The organism is Stenotrophomonas chelatiphaga (genome assembly GCF_001431535.1).
GTDB lineage: Bacteria > Pseudomonadota > Gammaproteobacteria > Xanthomonadales > Xanthomonadaceae > Stenotrophomonas > Stenotrophomonas chelatiphaga.
In genome coordinates this window covers 1-13,729 of record NZ_LDJK01000101.1, presented here as the reverse complement: position 1 = coordinate 13,729, position 13,729 = coordinate 1, and the positions used below count along the sequence as shown (strand labels likewise).

Annotated in this window: 13 protein-coding genes; 7 read left to right on the top strand and 6 right to left on the bottom strand. The window is 68.7% G+C overall.

The genetic code is table 11. The annotated features are described in order from the left end of the window. The 6 genes from ABB28_RS16830 to ABB28_RS16805 all read right to left on the bottom strand — a co-directional run. On the bottom strand, positions 1 to 1,612 hold a 1,612-nt coding region (locus ABB28_RS16830; protein WP_425479570.1), incomplete at its 3' end, for an ATP-dependent DNA helicase RecG. A 64-nt stretch (positions 1,613 to 1,676) separates the two neighbouring features. After that, the gene (locus ABB28_RS16825; RefSeq protein WP_057687518.1) at positions 1,677 to 2,063 is read right to left on the bottom strand and encodes a RidA family protein; all 387 of its coding nucleotides are present in this window, start codon (positions 2,061 to 2,063) and stop codon (positions 1,677 to 1,679) included. 110 nt (positions 2,064 to 2,173) lie between these two features. After that, complete coding sequence (locus ABB28_RS16820) at positions 2,174 to 4,330, bottom strand: RelA/SpoT family protein (protein ID WP_057687517.1); 2,157 nt, start codon at positions 4,328 to 4,330, stop codon at positions 2,174 to 2,176. 102 nt (positions 4,331 to 4,432) lie between these two features. Beyond that, positions 4,433 to 4,732, bottom strand: coding sequence for a DNA-directed RNA polymerase subunit omega (rpoZ, locus tag ABB28_RS16815; protein ID WP_042614409.1), 300 nt, complete (start codon positions 4,730 to 4,732; stop codon positions 4,433 to 4,435). A 110-nt stretch (positions 4,733 to 4,842) separates the two neighbouring features. Beyond that, on the bottom strand, positions 4,843 to 5,508 hold the full coding sequence (gene gmk, locus ABB28_RS16810) for a guanylate kinase (protein WP_057687516.1): 666 nt from the start codon (positions 5,506 to 5,508) through the stop codon (positions 4,843 to 4,845). After that, positions 5,505 to 6,365 carry a YicC/YloC family endoribonuclease gene (locus ABB28_RS16805; RefSeq protein ID WP_057687515.1) on the bottom strand — a complete coding sequence of 287 codons (861 nt, stop codon included), beginning with the start codon at positions 6,363 to 6,365 and terminating at the stop codon, positions 5,505 to 5,507. The genes gmk and ABB28_RS16805 overlap by 4 nt, the downstream gene beginning before the upstream one ends. A 120-nt stretch (positions 6,366 to 6,485) precedes the next feature. Here ABB28_RS16805 and rph point away from each other — a divergent pair, with 120 nt between their 5' ends. The 7 genes from rph (at position 6,486) to pepQ (ending at position 13,700) form a co-directional block, all read left to right on the top strand. Further along, the gene (rph, locus tag ABB28_RS16800; protein ID WP_057687514.1) at positions 6,486 to 7,211 is read left to right on the top strand and encodes a ribonuclease PH; all 726 of its coding nucleotides are present in this window, start codon (positions 6,486 to 6,488) and stop codon (positions 7,209 to 7,211) included. Then, positions 7,208 to 7,597, top strand: a complete 390-nt coding sequence (locus tag ABB28_RS16795) for a VOC family protein (RefSeq protein ID WP_057687513.1) — start codon at positions 7,208 to 7,210, stop codon at positions 7,595 to 7,597. The genes rph and ABB28_RS16795 overlap by 4 nt, the downstream gene beginning before the upstream one ends. Next, positions 7,597 to 8,211, top strand: coding sequence for an RdgB/HAM1 family non-canonical purine NTP pyrophosphatase (rdgB, locus tag ABB28_RS16790; protein ID WP_057687512.1), 615 nt, complete (start codon positions 7,597 to 7,599; stop codon positions 8,209 to 8,211). The genes ABB28_RS16795 and rdgB overlap by 1 nt, the downstream gene beginning before the upstream one ends. 9 nt (positions 8,212 to 8,220) lie before the next feature. Continuing rightward, entirely contained in the window at positions 8,221 to 9,453 is a 1,233-nt protein-coding gene (gene hemW, locus ABB28_RS16785) for a radical SAM family heme chaperone HemW (RefSeq protein WP_057687511.1), read from the top strand. Between the two features lie 50 nt (positions 9,454 to 9,503). After that, positions 9,504 to 11,936 carry a DUF1631 family protein gene (locus ABB28_RS16780; protein ID WP_057687510.1) on the top strand — a complete coding sequence of 811 codons (2,433 nt, stop codon included), beginning with the start codon at positions 9,504 to 9,506 and terminating at the stop codon, positions 11,934 to 11,936. After that, the gene (locus tag ABB28_RS16775; RefSeq protein ID WP_057687509.1) at positions 11,933 to 12,295 is read left to right on the top strand and encodes a PilZ domain-containing protein; all 363 of its coding nucleotides are present in this window, start codon (positions 11,933 to 11,935) and stop codon (positions 12,293 to 12,295) included. Before ABB28_RS16780 ends, ABB28_RS16775 begins: the two co-directional genes overlap by 4 nt. Before the next feature lie 73 nt (positions 12,296 to 12,368). Beyond that, positions 12,369 to 13,700 carry a Xaa-Pro dipeptidase gene (gene pepQ / locus ABB28_RS16770; protein WP_057687508.1) on the top strand — a complete coding sequence of 444 codons (1,332 nt, stop codon included), beginning with the start codon at positions 12,369 to 12,371 and terminating at the stop codon, positions 13,698 to 13,700. The last annotated feature ends 29 nt before the right edge of the window (positions 13,701 to 13,729 follow it).

Below are 13,729 nucleotides of genomic sequence, written 5' to 3'. Positions count from 1 at the left end.
CCAGCAGGTCGATCTGCCCGGCCTTGAACGCCACCATCGTGGCCAGCTTTTCGGCGGCCTTCAGGCGACCGTGGACCAGGCCCACGCGCACGCCGGGCAGCAGCGCCTGCAGCGACTCGAAGGTGGCCTGCGCCGGCGTGGCATCGAGCTCCTCGCTTTCTTCGATCAGCGTGCAGACCCAGTACACCTGGCGTCCTTCGCTGCAGGCCAGCGCGATGCGCTCGATCAGCTCGGGGCGACGATCCGCATTGAGCGCGACGGTCTGCACCGGCGTGCGGCCGGGCGGCAGCTCATCGATCGCCGATACATCCAGATCGGCATATTCGGACATCGCCAGGGTGCGCGGGATCGGCGTGGCGGTCATCACCAGCTGGTGCGGCACGCTGTTGCCGCCTGCGCCCTTGTCGCGCAGCGCCAGCCGCTGGTGCACGCCGAAGCGGTGCTGCTCATCGACGATGGCCAGCGCAAGGTCCTGGAACACCACCGCGTCCTGCATCAACGCATGCGTGCCGACCACCACCTTGGCCTCGCCGCTGGCCACATCGGCAAGCACCTTGGCGCGCGCCTTGCCGGTGACCTTGCCGGCCAGCCAGGCGACCTGCACGCCCAGCGGTTCCAGCCAGCCGCGCAGGTTGTTGAGGTGCTGTTCGGCCAGCAGTTCGGTGGGTGCGGCCAACGCGACCTGCTTGCCCTGTTCCACCGCCAGCATGGCCGCCAGCGCAGCCACCACGGTCTTGCCCGAACCCACGTCGCCCTGCACCAGCCGCAGCATCGGGCTGGGCCGGGCGAGGTCGTCGCGGATCTGCTTGAACACGCGCTGCTGCGCGCCGGTCAACGCGAATGGCAGCTGCTTGAGCAGCGCCTTGGCCAGCTTTCCCGGCCCGGCCAGCGGCGGCGCGTGATGGGCCTGCAGGGCGATGCGCTGGCGGCGCAGGCTCAGGTGGTGGGCGAGCAGTTCTTCCAGCGCCAGCCGGCGCTGTGCGGGATGGATGCCGTTGGCCAGCGCGGAAAGATCCGCATCCTGCGGCGGCTGGTGCACGGTCAGCAGTGCGCTGCGCAGTGATGGCAGGCCCAGGCCATCCAGCCATCCCGGCGGCAGCAGCTCCAGCAGCGATTCGTCCGGCAAGCGCTCCAGCGCCTGCAGGATCAGCTTGCGCATGGTCGCCGGGCCGACGCCTTCCACCGCCGGATACACCGGATCAAGCCGGTCCCCCAGCGCCGGGTCGTCCAGCCGCCCCAGCACCTGGTAACTGGGATGGACGATTTCAAGGCCAAGCTGGCCCGGGCGCGGGGTCCCGAAGCAGCGCAGGCGGTTGCCGACCGCGAACTGCCCGACCTGCTGCTGGCGGAAATGGAAGAAGCGCAGCACCAGCGTGCCGCGCCCTTCGTCTTCGATGGCGACCTTCAGCATCGGCCGGTAGCGCATGCCGCGCTCCACCGCCATCACCCGGCCTTCGACCTGCGCCGGAACGCCGGAACGCAGGTCTTCGATCAGGGTCAGCCGGGTCCGGTCTTCATAACGCAGCGGCAGGTGCAGCCACAGGTCCTGCAGCGTGCCCAGGCCACGCGCCTGCAGCTTGCCGGCCACGGCCGGACCGACCCCGGCCAGCATCGCCAGCGAGGCTTCACCGGACGGGGCCAGTGCAGGGGCGGCGGCCTTGCGTGCCACGCAGGGTTCAGCCGATGACCATCACCGCATCGACTTCGAAGTTGGCGCCCTTCGGCAGGCCGGAGACTTCGATGGTCGAACGCGCCGGGAACGGCGCCTTGAAGTAGTCCTGCATGACGGCGTTGACCTTGGCGAACTCGGCCAGGTCGGTCAGGTACAGGCCCAGGCGGACAATCTGGTCGAGCGAGCCGCCGGCTTCTTCGGCCACCGCCTTGAGGTTGTCGAAGGCACGGCGGGCCTGGGCTTCCACGTCACCGGCGCCGACGATGTCACCGGTGGCCGGGTCCAGCGGGATCTGGCCGGAGAAGTACACGGTGTTGCCGGCGCGCACGGCCTGCGAGTAAGGACCGATGGCAGCGGGGGCCTTTTCGGTGTTGATGATCTGGCGGGTCATGGGTGCTCCGGTATCAGGAAAAACAGAGCCCTCATTGTACCGGCTCGCGGCACGGGGTCAGGTTCCTTTTCCCGCGGAAAAGGAACCTGACCCCTGCCTGCCGCTGCCGGTTACTGGCGGCGCACCGACTGCACCACCGACAGGCGGCGAAGCCTGCGCATGACCTCGGCCAGGTGGTTGCGGTCGCGCACCTGCACGTTGAAGGCCAGCACGGCGGCGTTGAAGTCGCGGTCCAGGTAGTCCACGCGTTCGATGTTGGACTGGCTCTGCGCGATCGCCGCAGCCAGCTGCGCCAGCACGCCGGTGCCGTTCTCCACTTCGACCACCAGCGAGGTGTCGTAGTCACCGGATACCGACGAATCCCAGCCGATCGGCACCCAGCGCTCCGGCGACTTGCGCAGCTCGGCCAGGTTGGGACAGTCCATCCGGTGCACCACGATGCCCTTGCCGGCGGTGTGGTACCCCATGATCTCATCGCCCGGAATCGGCTGGCAGCAGTTGGCGAAGGTGACCACGCCGCGCTCGCTGCCGTTGATCAGGATCTTTTCCTGCGAATGGTGGCGTGCACCGCCGCGCAGTTCGGCGTAGGCCATCAGCGCCTGCGCGGCCTGGGTCGGCATCCAGTTGCCCAGCGCCACTTCGGCCAGCAGGGCCTCCAGGCGCGGGTAGCGGTGCTCGGCCAGGAACGCATCCAGCCGCCCCTTCGGCAGCCGCTCCAGCGACGAATCCATCGCCTCCAGCGCGCGATCCAGCATGCGGTGGCCCAGCTGCACGGCATCTTCGTGTTCCAGCTGCTTGAGCTGGTGGCGGATCGCCGTACGCGCCTTGCTGGTGACCACGAATTCCAGCCACTGCGGCTTGGGCGTGGCCGAACGCGCGGTGATGATCTCCACCGTCTGTCCGCTGACCAGCTTGGTACGCAGCGGTACCAGCTTCTTGTCCACGCGCGATGCCACCGCGGTGTTGCCGACGTCGGTATGCACCGCGTAGGCGAAGTCCAGGGCGGTCGCATTGCGCGGCAGCGCCATGATCTTGCCCTTCGGCGTGAACAGGTAGACCTCGTCCGGGAACAGGTCGACCTTGACGTTGTCCAGGAATTCCAGCGACGAACCGGCGGCGCGCTGCGAATCGATCAGTTCGACGATCCACGCATGGGCCCGGCTCTGCGCACTGTTGGGGGTGTCGCCGCCGAACTTGTAGGTCCAGTGCGCGGCCACGCCGCGTTCGGCGATCAGGTCCATTTCCTCGGTGCGGATCTGCACCTCGATCGGCGAGCCGTAGGGGCCGAACAGCACCGTGTGCAGCGACTGGTAGCCGTTGGCCTTGGGAATGGCGATGAAGTCGCGGAAGCGCCCGTCCAGCGGCTTGAACGCGGCATGCACGGCACCCAGCGCGTGGTAGGCGTTGGGCACGCTGCGCACCACCAGGCGGAAACCGAAGACATCCATCACCTGGTCGAAGGATTTGTTCTCGTCGTGCATCTTGTTGTAGATGCTCCACGGGGTCTTGATCCGGCTGACCAGCCGATGTTCCAGCCCTTCCTTGGCCAGGCGCTGGCTGAGCTGCACTTCCACCTGTGCCATCGCCTCGCGGCGCACGACCGGCTGGCTGCGGATGTGCTTTTCCAGGATCGCATGACGCCACGGGTACAGTGCCTTGAAGCCGAGGTTCTGCAGTTCGCTCTTGACCAGGCTCATGCCCAGCCGCTGCGCGATGGGCGCATAGATTTCCAGCGTTTCGCGCGCGATCCGGCCACGCGCCTCGCTGCTCTGCGCGCCCAGGGTGCGCATGTTGTGCAGGCGGTCGGCGAGCTTGATCATGATCACGCGCAGGTCGCGCGACATCGCCAGCAGCATCTTGCGGAAGCTTTCCGCGGCCGCTTCCTGGCGGTCGCGGAACTTCAGCTTGTCCAGCTTGGTGACCCCGTCGACCAGTTCGGCCACCGGCTCACCGAACTCGGCGGCCAGCTCTTCGCGGGTCAGCGGCGTGTCTTCGATGGTGTCGTGCAGGATCGCAGCGATCAGCGCTTCCATGTCCAGGCCCAGTTCGGCCAGCACCTGTGCCACGGCAACCGGGTGGGTGATGTAGGGTTCACCGGACTTGCGGGTCTGCCCCGCATGCGCGGCGGCGCCCACTTCCCAGGCACGGCGCAGCAGCGGGAGCTGCTCCGGCGGCAGGTAGTGCGCTGCGCGCTCGAGTTGAAGGACGTAATCGGGTACGTCCGCGCGTGACGGCGCGGCTACCTTGGCAGTGGGGCCTGGGTTCATGGCCGAAGCCTATGCCAGCGTCACAATTTCAGCAAATCCTGAATGCGAAACAGCCCGCTTGCGGCGGGCTGTTTCGTATCTGGCCAAGGGCGTCGACGGGACTCAGTCGTCGTTCTTGGACATGTCTTCGTCGGCGACCACTTCGGCGGCAGCCCATTCCAGCGCTTCACGTTCGGCACGCTCGCGCTCGGCCTTCTCGACTTCGTCGATCAGCGCGTTGTCGATGCGACGGGCGGCGATTTCGCGCAGCGCCAGCACGGTCGGCTTGTCTTCGGTTTCGCTGTTGTCCAGCGTGGCCTGCACGCCGTTGGCAAGCTGGCGGGCGCGCTTGGACGCCATCATGACCAGCTCGAAACGGTTGTTAACGACTTCCAGGCAATCTTCTACGGTGATGCGGGCCATACGGGCTCCCGGCGACCGGTCGGCCGCTCAGTCGAATGAGGGAAAGGGGACGGAGTGTAAGGGCAGGGGCTGGACAAAATCAAGCCAACCCCTCCCTGTTCCTTTTGCAATCAGTCAGTTGCAGACGGATCAGCGGTCAAAAGGGCCTGGATCAGCCCCGCATGGCGAACCTTCTGCGCCTCGCGGCGCAGCCGGCTGGCGGTGAAGATGGCACACAGCTCATCCACCGCGGTGTCGAAGATCTCGTTGACGATGACGTAGTCGAAGTCGTTGAAGTGCAGCATTTCCTCGCGTGCGGCCGACAGGCGCTGGCTGATCACCGCCTCGCTGTCCTGGCCGCGCTTGCGCATGCGGTCCTGCAGCGCCTGCTTGGACGGCGGCAGGATGAACACCGTCACCGTGCCGGGCACCAGCTGGCGCACCTGCTGCGCCCCCTGCCAGTCGATTTCCAGCAGCACGTCCTGGCCGGCGGCCAGCTGGGGCTCCACCGATTGCCGGGCGGTGCCCTTCCAGTCGCCGTGCACCCAGGCGTGTTCGAAGAAATCGCCGGCGGCGATCATGGCCTCGAACTCGGTCGCGCTGACGAAATGGTAGTGCTCGCCGTTGATCTCGCCCGGACGCGTGGCCCGCGAGGTGAACGAGATCGACAGCGCGATCTGCGGGTCGCGCGCAAGGGTGGCGTTGACGATGCTGCTCTTGCCGGCACCGGAGGGCGCGGCAACGATGTACAGCGTGCCGCGCGCGGGCGTGCCGGCCGGGGAAGGTTGGATGCTCATTCGATGTTCTGTACCTGTTCGCGGATCTGGTCGATCAGCACTTTCAGCTCCACTGCGGCACTGGAGGTGCGGCTGTCCACGGATTTGGAGCCCAGCGTATTGGCTTCGCGGTTGAACTCCTGCAGCAGGAAGTCCAGCCGGCGCCCGACCGGATCGCGCTGCTTCAGCACGCGGCGGATTTCCACGATATGGCTGCCGAGGCGGTCCAGCTCTTCATCCACGTCCAGCTTCTGCAGCCACATCACCAGTTCCTGCTCGGCGCGGCCCGGATCCACCGGGTGCGGCAGGTCGGCCAGGCGCGCGGCCAGCTTGACCCGCTGGCCTTCGCGGATGGCGGGAATCAGGGTGCGCACTTCAGCGGCGATACGCTCGATCGCATCCACCCGTTCACTGATCGCGGTTGCCAGCTTGTCGCCTTCGCGTTCGCGGCCGGCGATGAAGCCATCCAGGGTCTGCTCCAGCAGCGCCAGCGCCTCGGCCTGCAGGGCCGTGGCATCGGTGGCTTCGCCCTGCATCACGCCGGGCAGCTGCAGCAGGTCGGTGAAGCTGACCTGCAGGTTCGGGAAGTCGGACGTCAGCCGGTGCGCCAGCTGGCCCAGCTGGCCCAACAGGACATCGTTGACCTGCAGGCTGGCTGACGTTTCCGGGGTACGCAGGCGCATCACCAGGTCCAGCTTGCCGCGGCTCAGGCGTGCGGCGATGCGTTCACGCAGCTGCGGTTCCAGCGCGCGCAGTTCCTCCGGCAGGCGGGTGCCGACTTCGAGGAACCGGTGGTTCACCGAGCGCAGCTCGCAGCCCAGCGTGCCCCAGGCGGTGGCGCGCTCGCCACCGGCGTAGGCGGTCATGCTTCGGATCATGGGGTTTTCCAGATGCTCCCAAAGAGGGAATGGTACCCTAGCGGCTTCATTCGAGCCTCCTGCCTGCCCCCTCCCCGGCGCGGGCATGGACCCGTTCCCTCGCTCCAACGGTACCCCGCCATGTCCGATACCCGCCCCAGTGGCCGCCAGCCCGACCAGATGCGCCAGGTCACCCTCCAACGCGGTTTCACCCGCCACGCCGAAGGCTCGGTGCTGGTCTGCTTCGGCGAAACCCGCGTGCTGTGCACCGCCACCGTGGAAAACCGCGTACCGGGCTTCCTGCGTGGCAAGGGCGAAGGCTGGGTCACCGCCGAGTACGGCATGCTGCCGCGCGCCACCCACACCCGCAGCGACCGCGAAGCGGCGCGTGGCAAGCAGGGCGGCCGCACGCTGGAAATCCAGCGCCTGATCGGCCGCAGCCTGCGTGCGTGCGTGGACCGCAACGCGCTGGGCGAGCGCACCATCACCCTGGACTGCGACGTGCTGCAGGCCGACGGCGGCACCCGCACCGCAGCCATCACCGGCGCCTACGTGGCCCTGGCCGATGCGGTGAACCTGCTGCTCAAGCGCGGTGACATCAAGCGCAACCCGATCATCGGCGCCGTGGCGGCGGTATCGGTGGGCGTCTACCGCGGCACCCCGGTGCTGGACCTGGACTACGCCGAAGACAGCGACTGCGACACCGACATGAATGTCGTCATGAACGATGGCGGCGGCTTCATCGAACTGCAGGGCACCGCCGAAGGCCACGCGTTCCGTCGCGACGAACTGGATGCGCTGCTGGCGCTGGCCGACAAGGGCGTGCGCGAACTGCTGGCGGCACAGCAGGCGGCACTGGGCGCATGAATCGCCGGCTGGCCCTGACCACCTTGCTGGTGGACGACTACGACCGTGCCATTGCCTGGTTCACCGGCGCGCTCGGCTTCCAGCTGCAGCAGGACATCGACCAGGGCGGTGGCAAGCGCTGGGTGGTGGTGTCCCCGGCCGCCGACGGCGCCGCCGGGCTGCTGCTGGCGCGCGCCAGTTCGGACGTGCAGGCCGCGCGGATCGGCGACCAGACCGGCGGACGGGTCGGCTTCTTCCTGGAGACCGACGACTTCGCGCGTGACCACGCCGCGATGCTGTCCGCCGGCGTGGAGTTCCTCGAAGCACCGCGCAGGGAACCCTATGCCACCGTGGCGGTGTTCCGCGACCTGTACGGCAACACCTGGGACCTGCTGGAGCTGGCCTGATGAATCTCGCTGACACCTCCCGGCTGGTGCTTGCCAGCCACAACGCCGGCAAGCTGAAGGAAATGCAGGCGATGCTGGCCGACCTGCCGCTGCGGATCCTGTCGGCCGCCGACGCCGGCGTCGGCGATGTGCCGGAGACCGGCCTGACCTTCGTGGAAAACGCGCTGATCAAGGCGCGGGCGGCCTGCCAGGCCAGCGGCCTGCCCGCGCTGGCCGATGATTCGGGACTGATCGTTGACGCGCTGGGGGGTGCCCCGGGCCTGTACAGCGCGCGCTACGCCGGCAGCCCCACCGACGATGCGGCCAACACTGCAAAGCTGCTGGCCGAACTGCACGGCGTGCCGGCGCAACAACGCACCGCACGCTTCTTTGCGGTGATCGTGCTGCTGCGCCACGCCGCCGATCCGCAGCCGCTGGTCTGCGAAGGCAGTTGGGAAGGGGTGATCCTGGAGGCGCCGCGCGGGCACAACGGATTCGGCTACAACCCGGTGTTCCTGGACCCTCGCCATGGCCTGACCGCCGCGGAAATGGAGCCGGCCCTGAAGAACACGCTCAGCCATCGTGCGCTGGCCCTGCAGCAGCTGAAGCAGCGGCTGTCCACGATCTCCCTGTAACCGACCCCGATGCCCGCCCTGATCCCGCCACCGCTGTCGCTCTACGTGCACCTGCCGTGGTGCGTGCGCAAATGCCCGTACTGCGATTTCAACTCGCACCAGGCCAAGGGCGAACTGCCCTTCGATGCCTACATCGATGCACTGGTGCGCGACCTGGACCAGGACCTGCCGCTGGTATGGGGCCGGGTGGTGCACAGCGTGTTCTTCGGCGGCGGCACGCCCAGCCTGTTCCCGGCCGAAGCGATCGACCGTTTCCTGCAGCAGGCCTCGGCGCGGCTGCGCTTCGCGCCGAATGCCGAAGTCACCCTGGAGACCAACCCGGGCACGACCGAACACGGCCGTTTCGATGGGTACCGTGCGGCGGGCGTCAACCGGCTCAGCTTCGGCATCCAGACCTTCAATGACGACGCGCTCAAGCGATTGGGCCGTATTCATGACAGCGCCGAAGCCGAGCGCGCGGTGAAGATGGCCCAGGATGCGGGCTTCGACAATTTCAACATCGACCTGATGTACGCCCTGCCCGGCCAGACCCTGGCCGCCGCCGAGCATGACCTGGAGCGTGCGTTCGCGCTGCAGCCGGCGCATCTTTCGCACTACCAGCTCACGCTGGAACCGAACACGGTGTTCTTCGCCCGTCCGCCACAGGGCATCCCGGACGAAGACAGCGCCTGGGACATGCAGGAACACTGCCAGGCCCTGCTGGCGCAGGCCGGCTTCGACCAGTACGAGGTCAGTGCCTATGCGCGGCCGGGCCGGCAGAGCGCGCACAACCTGAATTACTGGCGCTTCGGCGACTACCTGGGCATCGGTGCCGGTGCGCACGGCAAGATCAGCTCCGGTGCCGAGCAGAACGTACGCCGGCGCTGGAAGCTCAAGCATCCGCAGGCGTACATGGATGCCGCCGGCACCACCGCCAGCTTCGGCGGCGATGACATCATCGCCGCGGACCGGCTGCCGTTCGAATACATGCTCAACCTGCTGCGCCTGCACGAAGGCTTCAGCCTGCGCGATTTCCAGTCGCGCACCGGCCTTGCCGCCACCGCCATCGACGCACCGCTGAAGCAGGCGCTGCAGCGCGGTTGGCTGGAACGCGTGGACGAGGGCCACGATCACGGGCATGGCTGCGACGACCACGGCTGTGCGGGCGCGGACGGCCACGACCACGGCGAGGTGCTGCTGCGACCGACCGAGCTGGGTCGGCGCTTCACCAACGACGTGGTGGAGCTGTTCCTGGGCGAGTAGCGCGACCCCGCCCGACACGGTAGATTCCGAGCCCGACCCCGGGAAAACGGATGCCCAGCCCCATGCCCTCCTCGCCTCCGCCGATGCCCGAGGACACCGCGCGCTTCGCTGCGGTGGATGCCCCACCGCGGGTGCGCCGGCTGCTGGGCGCCCTGCTGGCACTGTCGCGGCAGTCGTTGACCGCGCCGTTGACGCTGACCGTGGTGGAGCTGGAGCGCGAACTGCTGCGCGAGGCCGAGCGCGCCCGCAACAGCCAGCTGCAGGCCGACCTGTTCGCGCAGGCCAGGCAGATCCATCCCTTCGCCGAAGGCTTCAGCCAACGCTTCCTGGAACAGCTGGCGCAGGCGCTGGCCGCGCTGTTCGCCCCGCCCGGCGAAGCGCCGGCGGCGGTGGAGCCGCAACGCCCGTCGATGTCCGCGCTGACCCTGGTCAACGACACCGACATCGACCGCGACATCGTGCTCAACGAGATCATGCGGCGCGAGATGCTGCGCTCGGCCAACGCACTGCAGTTGCTCGGACAGCGGCTGGCGGTGCTGGCCGCGGCGCCGGCGCTGGATGCCGAGCACGTGCCGTTCGGCCCGACCCTGCTATGCGGCATCGTGCGCCGGATCGGTGACGAAGCCGGGCTGGAACTGGAAGCCCAGCTGGCGCTGTACCGCAGCTTCGAACGCCAGGTGCTGGAGCGACTGGGCGAGCTGCTGGAGCGCACCAACGTGCTGCTCGGCCACGAGGGCGTGCTGCCCGGACTGGTCTACACCCCGTACCTGGCGCGCTCGGCGGCAACCCGCCGGATCGTCACCCAGCCGGGACGCAGCCAGGCCGGGGCCGCACGCGCCCACACCACGCCGGTCACCAGCTGGAACGGGGCCAGCAGCAACGCGGCCAGTTCCTGGTCGGCGATGATGCAGGCCGAACTCGGCGGGCATCCCGCGCCGGCCGGCGCGCACCCGCCGCCGCTGCCCACGGGTACGCAGGAACAACCGGCGACAGCCGCCCCGGTGGTGGATCTGGCAGCGCCGGCGATGAGCGCACTGCACGAACTGCTCGCCGGTGCGCGGCATGCGATGGCCGCTGGCGCGGCACCAACGCCCGGCCTGGAGGCGCCGCTGCCGGGCGCTGCCGCGGCAGACGAACGCGTGGTGCCGGGGGCTGCGCCCGATGCCAACGCCGTGCCCAGCGCGATGGTCGATGCGATCCTCGGGCAGCTGCAGGCACGCATCGCCGGCGGCGCCACCTCACGCAGCATGTCCGACCTGCAGACCGCCCTGCTGACCCAGCTGCGCGCCGAACACGGCGAGCAGGCGGCGCTGACGGTCAAGGACGGCGACACGCTGGACCTGCTCGGCCTGTTGTTCCAGCAGATCCGCCAGGAGCAGCGTCCGCAGACCCCAGGCAACGACCTGGTCGGCAGGCTGCAGGTGCCGCTGGCACGCGCCGCGCTGGCCGACCCGGGGTTCTTCGTGCGCGATGAACACCCGGCGCGCGAGCTGCTCAACACCATCGCCGAACTGGGCGCCAGCGGCCTGCAGGACGATGACCTGGACCCGCAGCTGGTGCAGAAACTGGAGCGCACGGTGGACACGGTGGTGGCGCAGTACCACGACGATCCGGCCGTGTTCGCCGCCGCCAACGAAGAGGTACAGCAGCACGTCCGCGCCGCTGCGCACAAGGCTGAACTGGCCGAACGGCGCCACGTGGAAGCAGCCCGTGGCAAGGAGCGGCTGGAGGTCGCACGCCAGCAGGCTGCCGCGCTGATTGAACAGGCCTGCGCGCAGGACCCTCCGCCGCGCTTCGTGCAGACGCTGCTGCGCCAGGCCTGGGCGGACGTGCTGACCCTGACCCAGCTGCGCCACGGCGAAGACTCCGCACTGTGGCAGCAGCGCCTGCAGCAGACCGCGCGCATCACCGCGGTCACCGCGCAGCCGCCCGGCAACGGGCACGCTGCCGATGACGCCCTGTTCGACGAGGTCGAGGCCGCGGTCCTGCAGATCGGCTGCCACCACGACGAAGCCCGCGCGATCGCCCGGCGCCTGTCCACTCCCGGCGGCGAGGACGACAGCACCTCGCGGACCGAGCTGACGGCGCGCCTGAAGGCGCGTACCCGGCTGGGCGAGCAGGCCGAAGTCCATGACACCCGCCGGCTTGCACCGCTGGCGCGCAGCCCCGTCGAAGAAGACTGCTACCGGCAGCTGCGCACGCTGCCGTTCGGCACCTGGTTCGAGTTCATCAGCAACCAGCAGGGTGACCTGCACCGACAACGCCTGTCCTGGTACAGCCTGGTCACCGAACACGCGCTGTTCGTCAATCCGCGCGGGCAGAAGGTGGCCGAGTACACGCTGGATACGCTGGCGCGGCTGATGGCACTGGAACAGGCCCGCGTCGTCACCGAAGACAGGGGACGCCTGATCGATCGCGCGTGGCAGGCCACCCTGCGCACGCTGCGCTCGCTGGCCGGCGCCGAACAAGGGGAAGCCGCATGAGCGTAGCCGACGAAAACCCCGACACCCGCCGCGCGCCGCGCCGCAACGTGGCCGACCTGGTGCCGGTGACCGACCAGATCGCCGAACGCGTGGTCGGCCGCCTCGGCAACCTCTCCGAGACCGGCATGCTGATGCTGGCCTCCGTGCCCCTGCGCGAAGACGCGCTGTACCAGCTGCAGTTCACCCTGCCGCTGGCTGACGGCCACGCCGCACCGATCGACGTCGGCGTGCACCTGCTGTGGGCCGACCCGGCGCACGTGGCGGGACAGGCCTGGGCCGGTTTCCGCTTCATCACCCTCTCGCGCGAACACCGCGAACTGCTGCGCGGATGGATCGGACAGGAATCTCCGGCGCGCTGAGCGCCGGTTCCGGCACAGCAGCCGCGCGGCGCTTGCGGCACAATCAGGGGCTGTTTTCCAGCGAGTCACCGCGATGATCCAGCACGACCCCGGCGCCCTTTATCCCGACCACCTGGCCGTGCTTTGCCGGCGGGCCGAAACAGCGCTGGCGCGCGGCGGCTTCGACCATCTGGTGGTGCCCAGCGGCACCCTGCACTACCACCTGTTCGACGACCGCGATTATCCGTATGCGGTGAATCCGCAGTTCAAGGCGTGGCTGCCGCTGACCCGGGTGCCGCACAGCTGGCTGGTGTTCACCCCGGGCAAGCGTCCCACGGTGATCTTCCACCAGCCCTTCGACTACTGGCACGTGGTGCCCGACGCACCGAGTGGCTGGTGGGTGGAGCACTTCGACATCCAGGTCATCCGCAAGCCGGAAGAAGCGCTGGCGTTGCTGCCGCGTGACCGTTCGCGCTGCGCCGTGCTGGGCGAGCCGCAGAGCACACTGGGCGAGTGGGCACCCAACAACCCGGCGCCGGTGGTGGATTACCTGGAGTACCACCGCGCCTGCAAGACGCCGTACGAGATCGCGCTGATGCGCCAGGCACAGGTGCTGGGCGTGCGCGGCCACCGCGCCGCAGAAGCCGCCTTCCGCAACGGTGCCGATGAGTTTTCCATCCACATGGCGTACTGCGCGGCGGTCGGCCAGGATGCCAACGAACTGCCGTACGGCAACATCGTGGCGCTCAACGAACACGCCGCCGTCCTGCATTACACCGAACTGGGCCGCACCGCGCCGCAGCCGCTGCGCAGCTTCCTGATCGACGCCGGCGCCAGCGCGCTCGGCTACGCCAGCGACATCACCCGCACCTACGCGGCGCACGGCCACGACGAGTTCGCCGCGATGATCGGCGCGGTCGACGCTGCCCAGCAGCAGATGTGTGCCGCGGTACGCGCCGGCTTCGACTACAAGCAGCTGCACGTGGACGCGCACCTGTCGCTGATGGGCGTACTGAAGGACTTCGGCGTGCTCAAGGTATCGCCGCAGACCGCGCTGGAAACCGGGGTCAGCGCGGCCTTCTTCCCGCACGGCATCGGCCACCTGATCGGCCTGCAGGTCCACGACGTGGCGGGCTTCGCGGCGGGCGATGCCGGTGGCCGGATCGAGCGCCCGGACGGCCACCCCTACCTGCGCCTGACCCGCGTGCTGGAGCCGGGCATGGTGGTGACCATCGAACCGGGCCTGTACTTCATCGACATGCTGCTGGACGAAGTGAAGCGGGCCGGGCATGGCGCCAGCATCGACTGGGAGCGCGTCGATTTCTTCCGTCCGTATGGCGGGATCCGGATCGAGGACGAAGTGCTGTGCACCGACGGCGAGGCGGACAACCTGACGCGGCCGGAGTTTGCGCTGGCGAACGGGTGAGCCCCCCTCGCGGGTGGCTTTCAGGCTGA

What these genes read in the sequence shown, in the direction of transcription:
- ABB28_RS16820 (WP_057687517.1), bottom strand. Translation starts at nt 4,330, where the DNA reads ATGAACCCAGGCCCCACTGCCAAGGTAGCCGCGCCGTCACGCGCGGAC.
- hemW (WP_057687511.1), top strand. Translation starts at nt 8,221, where the DNA reads ATGCCCGCCCTGATCCCGCCACCGCTGTCGCTCTACGTGCACCTGCCG.
- rpoZ (WP_042614409.1), bottom strand. Translation starts at nt 4,732, where the DNA reads ATGGCCCGCATCACCGTAGAAGATTGCCTGGAAGTCGTTAACAACCGT.
- ABB28_RS16775 (WP_057687509.1), top strand. Translation starts at nt 11,933, where the DNA reads ATGAGCGTAGCCGACGAAAACCCCGACACCCGCCGCGCGCCGCGCCGC.
- ABB28_RS16795 (WP_057687513.1), top strand. Translation starts at nt 7,208, where the DNA reads ATGAATCGCCGGCTGGCCCTGACCACCTTGCTGGTGGACGACTACGAC.
- pepQ (WP_057687508.1), top strand. Translation starts at nt 12,369, where the DNA reads ATGATCCAGCACGACCCCGGCGCCCTTTATCCCGACCACCTGGCCGTG.
- ABB28_RS16825 (WP_057687518.1), bottom strand. Translation starts at nt 2,063, where the DNA reads ATGACCCGCCAGATCATCAACACCGAAAAGGCCCCCGCTGCCATCGGT.
- ABB28_RS16780 (WP_057687510.1), top strand. Translation starts at nt 9,504, where the DNA reads ATGCCCAGCCCCATGCCCTCCTCGCCTCCGCCGATGCCCGAGGACACC.
- rph (WP_057687514.1), top strand. Translation starts at nt 6,486, where the DNA reads ATGTCCGATACCCGCCCCAGTGGCCGCCAGCCCGACCAGATGCGCCAG.
- ABB28_RS16805 (WP_057687515.1), bottom strand. Translation starts at nt 6,365, where the DNA reads ATGATCCGAAGCATGACCGCCTACGCCGGTGGCGAGCGCGCCACCGCC.
- gmk (WP_057687516.1), bottom strand. Translation starts at nt 5,508, where the DNA reads ATGAGCATCCAACCTTCCCCGGCCGGCACGCCCGCGCGCGGCACGCTG.
- rdgB (WP_057687512.1), top strand. Translation starts at nt 7,597, where the DNA reads ATGAATCTCGCTGACACCTCCCGGCTGGTGCTTGCCAGCCACAACGCC.